The organism is Kineosporia rhizophila (genome assembly GCF_021277265.1).
Classification (GTDB): domain Bacteria; phylum Actinomycetota; class Actinomycetes; order Actinomycetales; family Kineosporiaceae; genus Kineosporia; species Kineosporia rhizophila.
Genome location: NZ_JAJSOH010000024.1, coordinates 1 through 16015, shown reverse-complemented (window position 1 = coordinate 16015; position 16015 = coordinate 1). Strand labels below are relative to the sequence as shown.

At 70.1% G+C, this 16015-nt stretch carries 14 protein-coding genes; 6 read left to right on the top strand and 8 right to left on the bottom strand.

Annotation, left to right across the window (positions count from 1 at the left end; all coding sequences use genetic code 11):
* Nucleotides 1-92: 92 nt before the first annotated feature.
* Nucleotides 93-1424: an alpha/beta hydrolase family protein gene (locus LWF15_RS26805; protein ID WP_232813716.1), complete on the top strand. Its 1332-nt coding sequence runs from the start codon at nucleotides 93-95 to the stop codon at nucleotides 1422-1424.
* Here the strand turns inward: LWF15_RS26805 and LWF15_RS26800 are convergent.
* Entirely contained in the window at nucleotides 1393-2508 is a 1116-nt protein-coding gene (locus LWF15_RS26800; protein WP_232813715.1) for an acyltransferase family protein, read from the bottom strand. The two genes, LWF15_RS26805 and LWF15_RS26800, sit on opposite strands and share 32 nt — an antisense overlap.
* 207 nt (nucleotides 2509-2715) lie before the next feature.
* On the opposite strand from LWF15_RS26800, the gene LWF15_RS26795 reads away from it, so the two are divergent.
* Nucleotides 2716-3678, top strand: a complete 963-nt coding sequence (locus LWF15_RS26795; protein ID WP_232813714.1) for an ATP-dependent DNA ligase — start codon at nucleotides 2716-2718, stop codon at nucleotides 3676-3678.
* A 6-nt stretch (nucleotides 3679-3684) separates the two neighbouring features.
* On the opposite strand, the gene LWF15_RS26790 is transcribed toward LWF15_RS26795, so the two are convergent.
* The 3 genes from LWF15_RS26790 to LWF15_RS26780 all read right to left on the bottom strand — a co-directional run bounded on the left by LWF15_RS26790 (nucleotide 3685) and on the right by LWF15_RS26780 (nucleotide 6203).
* On the bottom strand, nucleotides 3685-4068 hold the full coding sequence (locus LWF15_RS26790) for a VOC family protein (protein ID WP_232813713.1): 384 nt from the start codon (nucleotides 4066-4068) through the stop codon (nucleotides 3685-3687).
* 27 nt (nucleotides 4069-4095) lie between these two features.
* Nucleotides 4096-5073, bottom strand: a complete 978-nt coding sequence (locus LWF15_RS26785; RefSeq protein WP_232813712.1) for a dihydrodipicolinate synthase family protein — start codon at nucleotides 5071-5073, stop codon at nucleotides 4096-4098.
* A gap of 341 nt (nucleotides 5074-5414) precedes the next feature.
* Nucleotides 5415-6203, bottom strand: coding sequence for a Rossmann-fold NAD(P)-binding domain-containing protein (locus tag LWF15_RS26780; protein ID WP_232813711.1), 789 nt, complete (start codon nucleotides 6201-6203; stop codon nucleotides 5415-5417).
* Between the two features lie 163 nt (nucleotides 6204-6366).
* Here LWF15_RS26780 and xylB point away from each other — a divergent pair, with 163 nt between their 5' ends.
* Nucleotides 6367-7773, top strand: a complete 1407-nt coding sequence (xylB, locus tag LWF15_RS26775) for a xylulokinase (protein ID WP_408624107.1) — start codon at nucleotides 6367-6369, stop codon at nucleotides 7771-7773.
* Between the two features lie 67 nt (nucleotides 7774-7840).
* On the opposite strand, the gene LWF15_RS26770 is transcribed toward xylB, so the two are convergent.
* The gene (locus LWF15_RS26770) at nucleotides 7841-9346 is read right to left on the bottom strand and encodes a mannitol dehydrogenase family protein (protein WP_232813709.1); all 1506 of its coding nucleotides are present in this window, start codon (nucleotides 9344-9346) and stop codon (nucleotides 7841-7843) included.
* A 276-nt stretch (nucleotides 9347-9622) separates the two neighbouring features.
* On the opposite strand from LWF15_RS26770, the gene LWF15_RS26765 reads away from it, so the two are divergent.
* Together LWF15_RS26765 and LWF15_RS26760 are read left to right on the top strand one after the other, a co-directional pair.
* Complete coding sequence (locus LWF15_RS26765) at nucleotides 9623-10888, top strand: ATP-binding protein (RefSeq protein WP_232813708.1); 1266 nt, start codon at nucleotides 9623-9625, stop codon at nucleotides 10886-10888.
* An 11-nt stretch (nucleotides 10889-10899) separates the two neighbouring features.
* Nucleotides 10900-12522: a hypothetical protein gene (locus tag LWF15_RS26760; protein ID WP_232813707.1), complete on the top strand. Its 1623-nt coding sequence runs from the start codon at nucleotides 10900-10902 to the stop codon at nucleotides 12520-12522.
* 5 nt (nucleotides 12523-12527) lie between these two features.
* On the opposite strand, the gene LWF15_RS26755 is transcribed toward LWF15_RS26760, so the two are convergent.
* Genes LWF15_RS26755 through LWF15_RS26745 form a run of 3 tightly spaced genes read right to left on the bottom strand, consistent with a single transcriptional unit; the run spans nucleotide 12528 to nucleotide 15176 of the window.
* The gene (locus LWF15_RS26755) at nucleotides 12528-13238 is read right to left on the bottom strand and encodes a phosphoribosyltransferase (protein WP_232813706.1); all 711 of its coding nucleotides are present in this window, start codon (nucleotides 13236-13238) and stop codon (nucleotides 12528-12530) included.
* On the bottom strand, nucleotides 13235-13909 hold the full coding sequence (locus LWF15_RS26750; RefSeq protein ID WP_232813705.1) for a dienelactone hydrolase family protein: 675 nt from the start codon (nucleotides 13907-13909) through the stop codon (nucleotides 13235-13237). Before LWF15_RS26750 ends, LWF15_RS26755 begins: the two co-directional genes overlap by 4 nt.
* 1 nt (nucleotide 13910) lies before the next feature.
* Nucleotides 13911-15176: an erythromycin esterase family protein gene (locus tag LWF15_RS26745; protein ID WP_232813704.1), complete on the bottom strand. Its 1266-nt coding sequence runs from the start codon at nucleotides 15174-15176 to the stop codon at nucleotides 13911-13913.
* Between the two features lie 132 nt (nucleotides 15177-15308).
* On the opposite strand from LWF15_RS26745, the gene LWF15_RS26740 reads away from it, so the two are divergent.
* Complete coding sequence (locus LWF15_RS26740; protein WP_269810895.1) at nucleotides 15309-15842, top strand: GNAT family N-acetyltransferase; 534 nt, start codon at nucleotides 15309-15311, stop codon at nucleotides 15840-15842.
* The last annotated feature ends 173 nt before the right edge of the window (nucleotides 15843-16015 follow it).

Sequence of the window (16015 nt, the reverse complement as noted above, 5' to 3'; positions counted from 1 at the left end):
ACCCGGAAGTCAGCCCCCAAGATCACCCCGGGGAGTGACGCTCCGTCCCCTTCGTCCCCACCAAGCTGGTGGCGACCTAGGGGATGGATGAAATGACTCTGCTCGAAAATCTTTTCGTCGGCAGCGCAATAGTCTGCGTGGCCTGCACCGTGGTGCCGGCCCGGATGCGCCGCTCAGCCGCTGCCGGCGCCGCAGTCGTGTTCGTGGCCGCGTCGGTCGCGGTCCTCCTGACCCAGGGTCTGCGCTGGCAACTCACCGGCGTACTGGTGGCGGGCGTCCTCAGTCTGGCTCTGGCTGTTCTCCGCATCGCCACCGGCCGGCCGCGCGGCTGGGTGGGCGGCACGTTCTTCGGTCTCGGGGTCACCGCGGCGCTCGGCTCGATGCTGGTCGGGGCGATCAGTCTCTGGGGTTTCCGTCCGCTCGACCTGCCCGAGCCCGGCGGCGAGCACCCGGTGGGCACCACGGTCGCCTACTGGACCGACGCGAAGCGGCCCGAGCCGGGCACCCCCGAGAAGGACGACAAGCGCAACGTCACCGCGCAGATCTGGTACCCGGCAACTGCTTCCGGAGCGGCAGCACCGTATCTGGGGCAGCAGGCCGAACTGGTTTCGGAAGGGCTGGGCAGCTCGCTAGGAGTGCCGTCGTTCCTACTCAGCGAGGCGGCCAAGGGGCACAACCACTCCACCACCGATGCCGAACTGGCCACCGGCGGCCAGTTCGGTGTGGTGCTGTTCTCCCCCGGCCTGCTCGGCGTGCGCACCCAGAACACCGCCTGGGCCGAGTTCCTGGCGGCCCGTGGCTACGTGGTGGTGGCACTGGACCACCCCTACGACTCGGCCACCACCGTCACCCCCGACGGCCGGGCCATCCGCTCGACGCTGCAAGCCACCGGCGATGAGGGGCGGGACGAGGCCAACACCAACCGGGCCACCGGGATCCGCGCCGCCGATCTGAGCTTCGCCCTCGACCAGCTCGTCGCCATGCCGATGTTCCAGAACCGGCTCGACCTCGACCGGGTCGCGGTGGCCGGTCACTCCGCCGGGGGCGCCGCCGCACTCCAAGCCGCAGCGCACGACGGGCGATTCCGGGCTGCGATCGACATCGACGGGCTCCCCCGCAACAACGCCCGGCCCAGTCAGCCTGTTCTGGTTCTGGTGGCCGGCGACGGCACCGGCAACCCCGAGAACGACGCCGAGTATGCGGCCGCCGTGGCCGACGTGGTCAAGAATTCTTCCGGCGGGCGCGAGATCACCGTCGAGAACACCAAACACCTGAGCTTCACCGACGCGCCGTTCTTGCTACCCCCCGTCCCCACGCTCTTCGGCAGTAAAAGCCCGCAGGCGGCCTACGCCGCCACCACCAGCGCGACGCTGCAGTTCCTGGACAAGGTGTTCAGCGGGCCCGATGCCGGCGCTTCGGAGTGACGGGCGCCCAACGAGTCACCCAGGCCGCGTGCTTGAAGCTCATTGATGGCTCCTCGACGAACTTCCACGACAGCGCCGACACTCCGGCGGTCAGCACCAGCGTGAGCACCACGAAGGGGAAGTGGGTGTAGTCGGCGATTCCCAGCGCCACCAGAGTCTGAGCGATCGGCCAGTGCCAGACGTAAAGCCCGTACGACAGGTCCCACTTGGGCTCCCAGAACACCGGCATACGCACCATCAGGTACAGGCACAGGTAGGCGAAGGCCGGGGCGCCCACCACCCGGTAGTCGTGAAAGATCAGCAGAGAAGCGACAAGAACGGCGAGACTGCCCAGGGCCAGGAAACCGTTGATAGGTAGCGAGTCGGCGAACAGCAGTGCAGCGGTGCCGAGCAGGAACACCAGGCCGAAGCGCAGCAGATAGCTGGATCCCACGTCGATGCCGGCCGCCGCAGCCACCGTGGCGGCCCAGAGCACGCCGATCAGGACCAGCACCAGTTCGGGCCGGTGCCTGAGCACGCCGGTCACTCCCAGCAGCGCGATCAGCCCGTAGCAGGCCGCCTCGTAGAACAACGTCCACAGCGAACCGTTGATCACGTCCGGGTTGCCGCCCACCCCGGGCAGGCCGGAGATGCCGAACTGGTGGATGAACAGGGCCGCGTTGGACACCAGATAGCTGAGCGCCGAGTTCTCGCCGGTGAACACTGAGGTTCCGGGCCGCCCCATGATCACCGCGAGCACCGGCGCCACCAGGAAGGCGGTGATCACCAGGCACACCCAGAACCCGGGCATGATCCGCAACGCCCGGTGCCACAGATAGCGCGGCAGCGACTCGATCCTCAGGAAGCTGCGCGCCACCAGGAACCCGCTGAGCACGAAGAACGCGTCCACCGCCAGGGCGCCGACCTCGGTCACGCCGATGTGCGGCTGGTGCCCGAACCCCAGGAACATCGCGTGGACGACCGCCACCAGGCCCGCCAGCAGCAGCCGCATGATGTTGAGCGCGTTGTTGCGGGGGTCGAACTCGGTGGCCAGCGTGGCCGGTCGGGTGGCGTTGTGGCGAGCGAGGCTCAGCTGGTCCAGCACTCGAAAACTCTAACCTTACGTAAGGGGAGAGTTAGCTGAGAGAGGCTCGAGCGTTCGCGGTTGCGCACGATCGTAGGAGCTGCTGGGCCGAATGGGTGACGTAACGGGACAGTTGAACGGCCTGCCGGTACCCCTGCGAAGGTGCCCCGAAGCGTCCGTACATCTCAGCTCCCCAGCGCTGAGGATCTGCCGTGGCCGGCTGAGCCCATGCTGAGTAAGGCCGTGGACCATCTGCCCACCGCCCGCGCACTGCCCGGGGGCTGCCTGTACGAACCAAAATGGGACGGGTATCGCGGGCTTGTGGGGGTCGGTCCCGGTGGCGGGGTGATGATTCGCTCGCGGCGCCACACCGACCTCACGCCGATCTTTCCCGATATTGCCGACGCGGCAGCGGCCCAGCTTCCCCCGGGCACCCTGCTCGACGGGGAACTGGTGATCTGGGCTGGCGACCGACTCGACTTCAGCGCCTTGCAGAGCCGTATGGCCTCGCGCTCGCGCATCAGCGAACTGTGCCGCAAGGCCCCGGCCTCATTCGTGGCTTTCGATGTGCTGCAGTGGGACGGGCAGCCCTACGCGCCGGAACCGCTGCGCGTGCGCCGTCGCAAACTGCAGGCTTTGGTCACCCGACTCTCCCCGCCGTTCGCCATCACCCCCGCCACCCGCGACCAGGAAGTAGCGGCGAACTGGCTGCGTGACTACGCGGACGCCCGGGTGGGCATCGAGGGGCTGGTGATCAAAGGGCTTGCGGTGCGCTATCAGTCGGGCCGCCGGGCCTGGCTCAAGCTCCGCATCCGGGACAGCAACGAGGCCCTGGTGGCGGCAGTGACCGGCACCCGGGCCCGGCCCGAGCGGCTGATCCTGGCCCGGCCCGGCGAGGACGGAACCCTGCACATCGCGGGGACCACCACCGACCTCAGCCCGAGCCAGCGCCGCGAGCTCACGCGACACCTGCGAGTGGCCACGGCGGAGCACTTCCTGCCCGACGACCACATCTCCAGCGGCCGGCTCGGGGCCTGGACCAACCCGCGGCGCCTGCCGATCGTGCGGGTGGAACCGGACGTGGTGGTCGAGGTGCACGCGGATCTGGCCGACCAGGGCGGCTACTGGCGCCACCCCACCCGCTTCCTGCGCGTGCGCCTCGACCTGAGCCCGGACGATCTGCGCCCCTGACTGTGATCAGTCGCCACCCTCGATCAGGATGGCCATGTTGCCGTCCTGGTCGGGGAAGGTGAACATGGGCGGCGCGAAATCGGTGTAGAGCACCTCCTGGTGGGGCGTTACCCCCGCCTCGCGCAGGGCCCGGTGGGCGGCCTCGGCGTCGGGTGTGCTGTAGCGGACGCCGATCGGAAGCCCGCCGGCCCGGGTGACCAGGACGATGCCCACCGGCGAACCGGGCGCCACGACCTCCAGATAGCGGGCACCGGGCCAGGGCTCGGCATCCACCCGCACCTGGCAGCCGAGCACGTCCCGGTAGAAGGCCAGGGCCTTCTCCTGGTCCTGCACCTCGATCGACACACTGAGAACGGCGGTGATGATGTCCATGAAGGTAGGACCGGTCATCACCGCCGTCCTCATCGGCGACCGGGCTCAGACGGTGAGACCCGAGGGGGCCTCGGCCAGGTCGGCCAGCTGACGGGCCTCTTCCAGCACCGAGCGCACGTGCTCGCGCCGGCCCTCGGTGACCGGTGTCATCGGCTCGCTCAGCGCATCCGACGCAATGACGCCCTGCTGCACCAGCGCCGACTTGAGCGCGCCGATCGCCGTGCTGTTGGGCCCGCGCTCGACCTCGGTGGGCACGTAGACCTGCACCAGGATGTTGAGGACCCGCAGAATGCTGGACAGCTCGGCCCGGCGGCCCCCGGCGTGCGCGGCCATTGCCCCGGCGAAGTGGTCGGCGGCGATGTTGGACAGGCCGGTGACGGCGCCGTTCGCCCCGATGTCGAGCGCACAGTCGAGCAGCGTGTCCGAGCCGGTGAAGATGAGCTTCTTGTCCACGTTGGGCACCTCGACGGTGACCCGGCGCAGGTTGGTCAGGTCGAGCGAGCTGTCCTTGATGCCGACGATGAGGTCCTCGGCGAGCAGCTCGATCATGTTGTGCGCGGTGAGGGCGTAACCGGTGTTGCTGGGCATGTTGTAGGCGAGAACCGGCACCGGAGAATGATTTGCGATCAGCTCGAAGTGCCGCAGAATTTCCGGCTCACTGACGTTGGCGTAGAACGGGCCGGTGACCACGATGCCGTCGACCCGGTCCGAGACCAGACGGTCTATTCCCTCCAGCACCCGCGGGGTGCTCGGCTCCACGATGCCGACAAGCAGTGGCTCGTCGTGCTTCTCGGCGGCCAGCGTCTCGACCACCTGGATCGACTGGCCAGGGGTGAGGTAGTGCCCCTCGCCCATGGTGCCGAGCGCGAAGATACCGGCGGCGCCCTGCCTGATCAGGTGGGCCCGCAGGTTCCGCAGCGAGTCGAGGTCGAGCTGCCTGTCCGGCGTGAGGGGGGTGCAGATCGGCGGGACGACCCCACCGATCGAACTGAATAGGGCCGATGTGTCTGTACTGTCCGCCACCATGATCGTCAGTCCCGATCTTCTGTTGTTCGCCTTTGTCCAATGTCCGCAGGGGCGTGCGCCATTGAGCAGCGCCCATGCTGTTGCCTGGCCGCGCGCCTGAGGCGGCTTACCTGCACCTATCGGCACGCGGGCACGGAAAACCCAGGTCATCAACAGTGATTTCACGCCACTGAATACGTGGCGCCCCGGGCCGCCGCTCGTGGGGGCTGCCGGGTCCAACAGGCGATCGTCGGGCCGTGCAGAACTTTCCGCCCACGATGCTCAATGTTAACCCTTTCGGCCCCGAACGCAGTCACAAACGGGCAGGTATTCTCACTCGGCCCGGCCCAGAACGGGTTTCAGCCCGAAATCGGCACTACGCCGTCGGCGCCCAGCAGGTAGGCCGAAGCCAGTCGCTCACCGTCACCGGCGCCCGTACGGCCGCGTCCCAACGGGTCACCAGCAGCCAGAGCAGCGAGTCGCACCAGCTCAGAACCAAGTTCCAGCTCGGTCAGAACTGGGCCCAGACCCGCCACCAGGGCCGCCACACTGCTCCAGGCCGAACGCCCGATGCCCCCGGCCCGCTCCCGAAAACGGTGCACCAGCCGTACCTGGTCACCCGGCGGCACCAGGACGCAGACGAAGCGCAGATGCACTCCCAGGTGCTGCGCCTCCCACGCCACATAGGCCGCCAGCGGCTCCAACGAGTGAGAGAAGGCTTCCACCCCAGCCGATGTCGCCCCGGCGGCCGACCCCGTCAACCCCACCGTCTCGGTCAGTTTCATCGGAGTGATCGATCCCGTCGAGTCGATCAGTTCCGTCGACGCAACCGGCTCAACCGCCTCGACCGGCTCACCGGAAACAGCGAAGACCGTGGCCGGCTGCCCGCCCCCGGAAGCAGCGACCCGCAGGGCGGCAGCCGCCCAGTCGAACGCCTCACTGGGGTCGAGCCGACGGTCCGTCCCGTCGAGCGAGGTAGAGGTGATCACCAGCAGTTCGGGACGATGAAGCCGGAGCAACTCCTCACCACAGGCCACGCCGGCACCGACCACCTCGGCCCCGGCCTCGGTCATCGCCTCCTCGACGGCGCGCCCGAACCCCCGGGCGCTCCCGGTGACCACGACGGTGACTCCGTCCAGCTCCCCCACGTCGTCCCCCGCCCCTCGCCGGCCTCTTCAGTAATGACGCGGGCGAGGCCGGGAACTCATCGCCCGACCGGGGCCCGGCCGTCACTTCTGACCCGCCGGTATCCTGAGGACAACCGTGGTCAGCGGCCAGAGTCGACCGAACAGCTGATCGTTCAGGAGCATGATGACCCTCGTCGCCGGTGTGGACTCCTCCACCCAGTCCTGCAAGATCGTTATCCGCGATGCCGACACCGGAGAGCTGGTTCGCTCCGGCCGGGCCCCGCACCCCGACAGCACCGCCGTGCACCCGGGCAAGTGGCTGGAGGCGTTCCAGACCGCTGCCGCCGAGGCGGGAGGCCTGGCCGACGTGGCCGCGCTCTCGGTCGGCGGCCAGCAGCACGGCATGATCGCCCTCGACGAGGCGGGCGAGGTGGTCCGCGACGCCCTGCTGTGGAACGACACGCGTTCCGCCCAGGCCGCCACCGACCTGATCGCCGAGCTGGACGAGCAGCAGTGGGCCGACGCGATCGGCTCGGTGCCGGTGGCCTCGCTGACCGTGACCAAGCTGCGCTGGCTGCGCGACGCCGAGTCGGAGAACGCGGCCCGCACCCGCGCGGTGGCCCTCCCCCACGACTGGCTGACCTGGCAGTTGGCCGGCGGCCAGAACCTGCAGAACCTGGTCACCGACCGCTCCGACGCTTCCGGCACCGGCTACTGGTCGCCCCGCACCGAGTCCTACCGGGAAGACCTGCTCGAGCGCGCGCTGGGCCACGGCGCGGTCCTGCCCCGGGTGCTCGGCGCACACGAAGGGGCCGGAACGGGCACGACCGGGCTCTACCAGGGTCTGCTCGGTCCGGGCGCCGGCGACAACGCGGCCGCCGCCCTGGCCCTGGCCCTGCAGCCGGGCGACGTCGCGGTGTCGATCGGCACCTCCGGCGTGGTCTCGGCCATCGCCGACGCCCCCACGGCCGACGGCTCCGGCATGGTCAACGGTTTCGCCGATGCCACCGGCCGCTACCTGCCGCTGGCCTGCACGCTGAACGCCGCTCGGGTGCTCGACTGGGCGGCCGGCCTGCTCGGGGTCGACCACAAGGGTCTGGCCGAGCTCGCCCTGAAGGCCCCGGCCGGCGCCGAAGGCCTGGTGCTGGTGCCCTATTTCGAGGGCGAGCGCACGCCCAACCGGCCCCGCTCCACCGCTGCTCTGCACGGCATGCGGCTGTCCAACACCACCCCGGCGCACATCGCCCGGGCCGCGGTGGAGGCGCTGCTGTGCTCGCTGGCCGACGGCATCGACGCGGTGCGGGCCGCGGGCGTGCCGGTGCAGCGGGCCTTCCTGATCGGCGGCGCTGCGCAGTCCGAGGCCGTGCAGCAGCTCGCGCCCGGCATCCTCGGCCTGGACGTGCTGGTGCCCACGCCGGGTGAGTACGTGGCCGACGGTGCCGCTCGTCAGGCCGCCTGGGTGCTCTCCGGCAAGCCCGAGCAGCCCGAGTGGTCGGCCAGCGGCGCCCCCAAGGTGCTCGCCGCCGACCAGCTCACCCCTCAGGTCCGCGAGCAGTACGCCGAGGTGCGCGAGCTCACCGCCGACCGCTGAGGTAAAGCCCGAACCCTGAGGACGTTTGTGGGCCCCCAAAGGGGCTCACAAACGTCCTCAAGTTGTTTCAGTCGAATTTCGGCGAGGCGTTCAGCCGGGTGAGGAACTCCCGCGCACCGACCTCGTGGATCAGGGCCAGCTGCTCGGTGTACACCGTGGCGAACCGCGGGTCTTCGGCCAGGTCACCGAACCAACGGGTGGAGCGGGCCAGAGCGAGCGGATCTTCGCCCTGCCGGGCGCCGCGGGCCAGCACGTCGTCCTTCTCCACGTCGACCAGCTCGATCGGGCCGCCCTGCTCGTCGACCGCCTCGGCGTAACGCGCCCAGGTCACCGCGATCGCGATCGCCCGGGTGCTGATCTTGTCCTCGGCCAGGTTGGCCCGGATCACCGGCACCACGAACTTGGGGATCCGGTCCGAGCCGTACGAGGCCAGCCGGGCCAGCGTGTCGCGCACCTGCGGGTTGGCGAAACGCTCGACCAGGGTGTCGCAGTAGGCGTCCACGTCGATGCCCTCGACCGGGGCCAGGGTGGGCCGGGCCTCTTCCCAGTAGTCGCGCAGGAACTGCACGAACAGCGGGTCCTGGGCGGTGTCGTGCGCGTAGGTGTGCCCGACCAGGTGCCCGGCGTAGGCGATGGCCTGGTGGCCGGCGTTCAGCAGCCGCAGCTTCATCAGCTCGTACGGCTCCACGTCGGCCACCATCTGCACGCCGACCTCCTCCAGCGGCGGACGCCCCTGGCCGAACGCCTCCTGCAGCACCCACTGGGTGAACGGCTCGCAGGCCACCGGCCAGGCGTCGTCGATGCCGAACCCGGCCACCGCCTCCAGCACGTCCGGGGTGGTGACCGGGGTGATCCGGTCGACCATGGCGTTGGGGAACGGAACCTCGGTGCGGATGTGCTGGGCCAGCTCCGCGTCGATCAGCCCGGCGAACGAGGCGATCGACGAGCGCGCCACGTCACCGTTGGACTGGATGTTGTCGCACGACATCACCGTGAACGGCGGGATGCCCCGCTCCTGCCGCAGCCGCAGTGCCTCCGCGACGTACCCGTACATGGTCACCGGCGGCTCGCCCCGGCCGTGTCCCTCGACCTCGGCCCGGATCACCGGGTTGTCCACGTCGAAGGCGCCGGTGGTGTTGTCGATGTTGTAGCCACCCTCGGTGACCGTCAGCGAGACGATCCGGGTGGTCGGCGCGGTCATCACCTCGAGCACGCGCTGCGGGTCCTCGGGGGCGTAGACGTAGTCCACGATCGAGCCGATCACACGCGCGTCCAGGTGCCCCGAACCGTCCTTGACCAGCAGCGTGTACAGGTGGTCCTGCTTGTGCAGGGCCTCCTGCATGGTCTTGTCGCCAGGCATCACGCCCACCCCGCAGATGCCCCAGTCCAGGGCCTTGCCCTGGTTCATCAGTTCGTCCAGGTACATCGCCTGGTGAGCCCGGTGGAAACCGCCCACCCCGAAATGGACGATCCCGACGCTGACCTGGGACCGGTCGTAGTGCGGGCGGGCCACCCGCGGGTCGAGGTCGGCGAGCGTCTTCTGGCTCAGCGGCGTTGCTTTCACAGATTCCACGTCGATCACGATAGGACTTCCGCCCGGCCGGCCCCAGACATGCGGGCGAAGCGGTCAGCGTTTGGGCGCAAACGGTCATCCGGTGCCTGTCCGTGACCATCCGCCCACCTGGTGCGATGCACTGTGGTCGGCCCGGCGACCTGCCGATGTCGGTGCGGTGCAGCCGCCTCCCCGCCGTCGCCGGGAATGCTCCCAGTTCTCCGGACTCGTCGGTACTGTGCAACTGCGAGTGAACGGCGAACGTGCGGATGCGGTGGACGAGAGGGTGTCAGGCGGATGACGGTGGACAGGTCGGTGTTCCAGGCCTTGGAGAGCGCGGCGGCGAACATGGCGCCCACCGACCCGACGAGTGTTCCGCTGCGGGTGCACCTGGCTGGGCTGTATCTCTCCGCGGGCGAGGCCGAGCAGGCGCTCAAGCACGCGACCGCGGCCCTGGCGGCGGCTCCGCACGACACCACGGCGCTGTCGGTGGCTGCGGCGGCGGCCTCGGCCACCGGTAACGAGCAGCTCGCCGACGGGTACCGCGCGGTGCACACGGCGTTGCTCTCCCCCGAAACCGCCCAACAAAGGACGCCCGAAGCGCCTCCCGTACAGAGGCCCACCGAGAGCGGTGGTCACCAGCCTCCGGTCCCGGTTCTCGAGCCGGTGGCCGAACCGGGTGGCTGGGACTCCAGCGAGCCCAACCTGGTCACCCTGGCCGACGTGGCCGGGATGAACGACGTGAAGCAGCGGCTGCAGCGTTCCCTGCTCGGCCCGATGCAGAACCCGCAGCTGCGGGAAGCGTTCGGCAAGCAGCTGCGCGGCGGTCTGATGCTGTGGGGGCCGCCCGGCACGGGTAAGACGTTCATCGCCCGGGCACTCAGCGGTGAGCTGGGAGCCAAGTTCTTCTCCGCCACCCCGGCCGACATCTACGGCAGCTATTTCGGCCAGAGCGAGCAGAACATCGCCCGCCTGTTCATCGAGGCCCGCCTGGAGACACCGGGCGTGGTGTTCCTCGACGAGCTCGACGCCATCGGGGGCCGCCGCTCGCGCCGCAACACCGACCAGGCCCGGGCCGTGGTCAACCAGCTGCTGGTCGAGCTCGACGGCATGTCCAGCAACGACGGGGTCTACGTGCTGGCCGCCACCAACGCGCCGTGGGACGTGGACGAGGCGCTGCGCCGCCCGGGCCGTTTCGACCGCACCGTGCTGGTGCTCCCGCCCGACGCGCCGGCTCGGGAGGCGTTGCTACGTCTGCAGTTCAACGGCCGTCCCATCGCACCGGACATCGACGTGACCGCGCTGGTGCGGGGTACGGAGATGTTCTCCGGCGCCGACCTGGTGCGCCTGGTCGAGGCCGCCACCGAACGGGCGCTGGAGCGCTCGATGCAGGTCGGCCTGGTCAGCCCGGTCACCAACGCCGACTTCCAGGCCGCGCTGCGCGACACCCCGCCCTCCACCCGGGCCTGGCTGTCCACCGCCGCCACCTACCTGGCGCACGCCGGCACCGGCGAGGACTTCGACGAGCTGCGGGCCTACCTGCGCACCCACAAGATCGGCTGAGCCCGGCAGAGATGGCAAGCACCGGCATGCCCGGGCCGATCATGGTCCGGCGGCCCACCTGGGCCCTGGATTCCTGGCACGACGGCACCTACCTGGGCACGTACCTGCTGGCCGGGCCCGCGGGCTGGGAACGCTGGTACGACGCGCAGGGGCCTTTGGACACCCGGCGTCTGCCGCTGGCCCTGGACGCGGCGCCCGACGCGTTGCGCCGCCTCGGCGACATCCCGACCCACCTGCGCGGGCTCTCCCTGGTCGGGCTGCCGGCCACCGACGACGACGTGCGGCTGATCGCCCGGCGCTGCAAACAGCTGCGCTGGATCGATCTTCGCGGCACCCAGGTCACCGCGGCCGGCCTCGACGAGCTGCGGCGGGTCCGGCCGCTGCGGCACATCGGGGTGGATCCGCACCTGCTGCTCTCGCGCGATCCCAACGGTCGTCAGCAGCTGATCAGTGGTTCGCAGCCGCTGATCCCGGTGAGCACCGGAGTGCCTGCCCCCGACGTGGCCGGGCTGCACGAGACGCTGCGCAAGGCGGTGAAGAACAACCCCGGGGCCGGGGCGGTCGACCCGGACGAGGCCACCGCCCGGGCCCGCGTGCTGCTCGACGCGGGCACCTCGGAGTCGGCCCAGGCCGGTCTGGCCCTGCTGGCGCCGTTCCTGGCCACCGGTGATCCCGCGGTGCTGATCGTCACGTCCCGGTGCCTGCTCAAGCAGAACCTGCCGCTGCAGGCCCTGGCCGCGCTGGCGCAGGCTCCGCCCACCGGCGCCGTGCTGGCCTGGCGGGCGGTGGTGCTGACCACGATCAACCCCTCCGAGGCGGCCCGCGTGGCCCGGGCCGCGCTGCGCGAGACGATCGAGAACCAGGTGGCCGAGTGGGCCCTGGTCACCGCCTACCTCAACCGGGCCCAGCTGGTGCTCGCCGAGGAGGCGCTGAACCTGCTGCGCTCGCGCACCTACGACGAGATCGACGAGGCCAAGCTGTCGGCCCGGCTGGCCCGGGCGAAACGGCGCTACAACGAGGAGGCGACGGCCTGGCAACGGCTGCTGGCCGTGGTGCCGGACGACGCCGACGCGCTGGCCGGCCTGGCCCGCGCCCAGCGCTCGGCCCGGCCGTACTCGCTGCGCTGGGTGCACACCCTGAACCGGGCGGCCACGGCCGACGTGGGCAAGTACGGCCGGCGGATGATGGAGCAGGTCAGCGGGCACCGGTTCACCACCGCCCTGGCCGCCGCGGCGCTCTCCTGGCCGGTGTTCATGATCGCCGGGGCCAGCTGGGAACCGACGCAGCGGCACGTCTGGGGCTGGTCGCTGGCCGGCGTGATCCTGGTCGGCAACCTGGTCAGCCTGGCCATCTGGTTCACCACCCCGCGAGAGGTGCGCCGGGTGATCCGCAACAGCGACCGGCTTACCGGCCAGCATCACGGCCCGAGCCGCCGGGCGATGCTCACCGGTGCCGTGATCGCGGCCTGCGCCGTGCTTCTCATCCCCGCCAACAATCCGGACCCCGATCCCTTCACCCCGACGGGTCCACAGCGGGTGCCCACCTTCGACTTCACCCCACCGCCGTCGCCCACCTTCTCGTTCTCGTTCCCCGACACCACTTTCTCGTTCCCCGACCTGTCCGAGACTCCCTAGGGCATCTAAGTGCTGAAGCGGCGCAAGGTCTCGTCCACGTCCTCATCGGTGAGTTGCCGGAAGTCCTCGTACCACTCCCCCACCGCCCGGAAGTCCTCCGGTTCCTGCAGACACACCACTGCGTCGGCATCTTCGGCCACCGCAGCATGGGCCCGGCGTGAGCCGACCGGAGCCGCCATCACCAGATAGGCCGGCTCGTGATCGCGCAGCCAACGCAACGTGGCCCGCGCCGTGACCCCGGTGGCCAGCCCGTCGTCCACCACGATCACCATGCGCCCCTTGGCCTCTACCGCCCGGCCCTTGCGGTAACGCTGCACTCGGCGCTTGGTCTCCGCACGCTCGCGCTCCACCGCTCCCATCAGATCGCCCTCGGTGAGCCCCAGCGTCGTGAGTGCCGAACCATCGAAAACCGGTGGTCCATCCTCGGCCAGCGCCCCGATGCCGTATTCCGGCTGCTCCGGCGCGCGGATCTTGCAAGCGACCACCAGGTCCAGATCGCCGTCCAGCGCAGCCGCCACGTGCGTGGCCACCGGCACCCCGCCCCGCGGCAGAGCCAACACCAACGGCCGCAGGGCCCCCGGGGGCCGTTGCGCATGTGCCGCCGGACTTCCGTCGTCCGGTTCACCCGGAGCATCCGGCACCAGGAACCCGAGCCGGTCGATCAGATACCGGCCCAACTGGTGCCCCGCGTCGTCGCGGTCTGCGAACTTCGTCATCCGGCCTCCCCGAGATAATGCTCGAACCACGCTCCCGCCCGGTCCGAGACCTCTTCCAGTGCGCCGCGTTCGGTGAACAGATGAGTGGCCCCCGGAATGACGTGCAACTGGCTGGGTGCACTCATCACGGCCTGGGCCTGCTCGTTGTAGTCGAGCACGTTCGTGTCGGCGCCCCCGACGATCAGCAGCGTGGGCGCCCGCATCTCTTCCAGCGCGGGCCCGGCCAGGTCGGGCCGGCCGCCGCGCGAGACCACGGCCTGCACTTCCTGGGGGCGATAGGCCGCGGCCGCCAGGGCGGCGGCGGCTCCGGTGCTGGCCCCGAATGCGCCGAACGGCAGCCCGGCCAAGGAGGGTTCGGCGCTGGCCCAGTCGACCACCGCGATCATTCGCTCGGTGAGCAGGTGGATGTCGAACCGGAACTCGGCGGTGTGACTGTCGATCTGCTCCTCCTCGTCGGTGAGCAGATCGGTGAGCACCGCCGCGAGCCCGCGCCGGTTCAGCTCGGCGGCCACCGCCCGGTTACGCGGGCTGAACCGGGAACTACCGCTGCCGTGCGCGAAAAGCACGACCCCGGTGGGGCTCTGCGCCGGATACTGATCTGGGAAGAGCGTGTCCGAGCCCAGATCTACCCGGCCCGCCGGGATGCGGCAGGCGGCCGTGGCTGTGGTCATTTCAGACTCCTGTCGGAAAGGTCTCCGGTTCCGTGACGTCGGTGAAGAACGTGTGCAGCGGCCGCACCGCGTGCGACTCGTCGCACCAGACGAACGCGTCGTACCGCTCGCCCAGCATGGTGGGCACGTAGTTGCCCCAGCGCTCCCAGTCCGGGCGGTAGACCACACCGATGGCCCGGTGGCCCAGCCGGTCGCGCAGCACCGCGGGCTGCTGGGCCCGGGCCGGGAAGACGAACAGCGACTGATCCGGAGCAGTTTCGTGCAGGACGTGCTCGAGGGAGTCGCGCCGGGCCTCGGGCACCGGCATGACCTCCATCGGCCGGCCCCAGTCCTCCCCGGCGACCACAGTGCCGTGGTGAGTGCCGAAACCGACCAGGACCACCCCGTCCTCACCGTAGCGCTGCCGGGCCAGCGTGCCGATGGTGGTCTCGCCCTGTTCGGCCATCACCGAACCCCACGCGTCTCCCACGTGAGTGTTGTGCGCCCAGACCACAGCCTTGGACTGCGGCCCGTAGTGGTCCAGCAGCCGGGCCAGCGTCGCGTCCATGTGCCGGTCACGCACGTTCCACGAGGCCGCGCCGCCCTTGACCAGCGACCGGTAGTAGTGCTCGGCCCCGGCCACCACCTCGGCGTTCTGCCAGGCGTTGAAGTCGTCCGAGCGGCGCAGGGCGGCCAGCAGCCCGGAGACCTCGCAGCTACACCCCGCGGGCCGGGTGTGGATCGACCGGGCGTACTGCTGGGGCTGATCGACGAACGGCTCGAAACAGTGAAAGGCGTCCAACCCCAGCGGAACCAGCTCAGGGTGACGCTCGCGCAGGTGAATCAGGATCTCGTCCAGCGATTCCCACAGCGAGTACACGTCGAGGCCATGGAAACCGACTCTCCGGGCCGGTTCCTGGAACTCGTTGTGTCCCCGCAGCCATCGGGAGAAGTCGCTGACTTCCTCGTTCGCCCACATCCAGGTGGGCCAGCGCCGGTACTGCTGCAGCGCCTCGCGGGGATCGGCGTCCTCGGCGAAACGCACCGACTGATCCACCCGTTCGCAGTCCGGCCAGTCGCCCTCGACCGCCACGAACGTGAAGCCCAGTTCCTGGATCAGGCGCTGGGTGATCCGTGATCGCCAGTCGTAGAACTCGTGCGAGCCGTGGCTGGCCTCACCCAGCATGACCACCCGGGCATCACCCACCCGGTCGATCAGGACGTTCAGGTCTTCGCTGTGCTGGAGCGGCGTGGCCAGGCCGGCCACCTCGTCACCGTAGCGGCCCATCAGAAAACCCTCCTCCGAGTCGGGTTCGGCTCCACACTGCCACCTCGGCCGGGGGTGCGCATCCACCTGTCAGGCGACTACCGGGAAAATCAGAGGACGGGCGAACGCTCGCCTGGTCATCATGGCCGGGTGCTGATCACCTGGCGCCGGCTGACCGAGGAAGACTTCCCGATGATCCGCGACTGGCTGAGCGAGCCTCGGACCAGGCGCTGGTGGAATCACGAGACCACCCCCGAGGCCGTGCAGAACGACTTCGGCGCCTCGGCCCGCGGCGAGGAGCCCGGCCAGGACTGGCTGGCCCTGCTCGACGGGGTCCCGTTCGGCCTGCTCCAGCGCTCGGCGTTCAGCGACTACCCCGAATACCTCGACCCGCTGTCCGAGATCACCGAGGTCCCGCCGGGCGCGATGAGCCTGGACTACCTGGTGGCCACCGAGTCGCTGCGGGGCCAGGGCCTCGGCGTGCAGATGATCAAATCGATGCTGGCCCGGACCTGGGCCGAGTATCCCGACGCGCCCTGCGTGGTGGTGCCGGTGGCGGCCGGCAACCGGCGTTCCTGGCGGGCCCTCGAGAAGGCCGGATTCCACCGGGTGGCCGAGGGCGACCTGGAACCGGACAACCCGATCGATCCGCCGCTGCACTACGTGTACCGGATCGACCGGCCCTAACGGTCCAAACTCGCACAACCACAACCACACCCACACCCACGCCCTGCCCGCCACTGTCCTGCCCAACGCCGCCCCACCCAACGCCGCCCCACCCAACGCCGCCCTGCCCAACGCCGCCCTGTCCTACCTCGCCATGCCCACCCGCGCCCTGCCCTGCCCACCGCGTCCTGCCC

Bases quoted from the DNA above. Each gene is read 5' to 3' on its own strand.
- xylB (WP_408624107.1), top strand. From the start codon at position 6,367: ATGACCCTCGTCGCCGGTGTGGACTCCTCCACCCAGTCCTGCAAGATC.
- LWF15_RS26760 (WP_232813707.1), top strand. From the start codon at position 10,900: ATGGCAAGCACCGGCATGCCCGGGCCGATCATGGTCCGGCGGCCCACC.
- LWF15_RS26790 (WP_232813713.1), bottom strand. From the start codon at position 4,068: ATGACCGGTCCTACCTTCATGGACATCATCACCGCCGTTCTCAGTGTG.
- LWF15_RS26805 (WP_232813716.1), top strand. From the start codon at position 93: ATGACTCTGCTCGAAAATCTTTTCGTCGGCAGCGCAATAGTCTGCGTG.
- LWF15_RS26745 (WP_232813704.1), bottom strand. From the start codon at position 15,176: ATGGGCCGCTACGGTGACGAGGTGGCCGGCCTGGCCACGCCGCTCCAG.
- LWF15_RS26765 (WP_232813708.1), top strand. From the start codon at position 9,623: ATGACGGTGGACAGGTCGGTGTTCCAGGCCTTGGAGAGCGCGGCGGCG.
- LWF15_RS26750 (WP_232813705.1), bottom strand. From the start codon at position 13,909: ATGACCACAGCCACGGCCGCCTGCCGCATCCCGGCGGGCCGGGTAGAT.
- LWF15_RS26755 (WP_232813706.1), bottom strand. From the start codon at position 13,238: ATGACGAAGTTCGCAGACCGCGACGACGCGGGGCACCAGTTGGGCCGG.
- LWF15_RS26795 (WP_232813714.1), top strand. From the start codon at position 2,716: ATGCTGAGTAAGGCCGTGGACCATCTGCCCACCGCCCGCGCACTGCCC.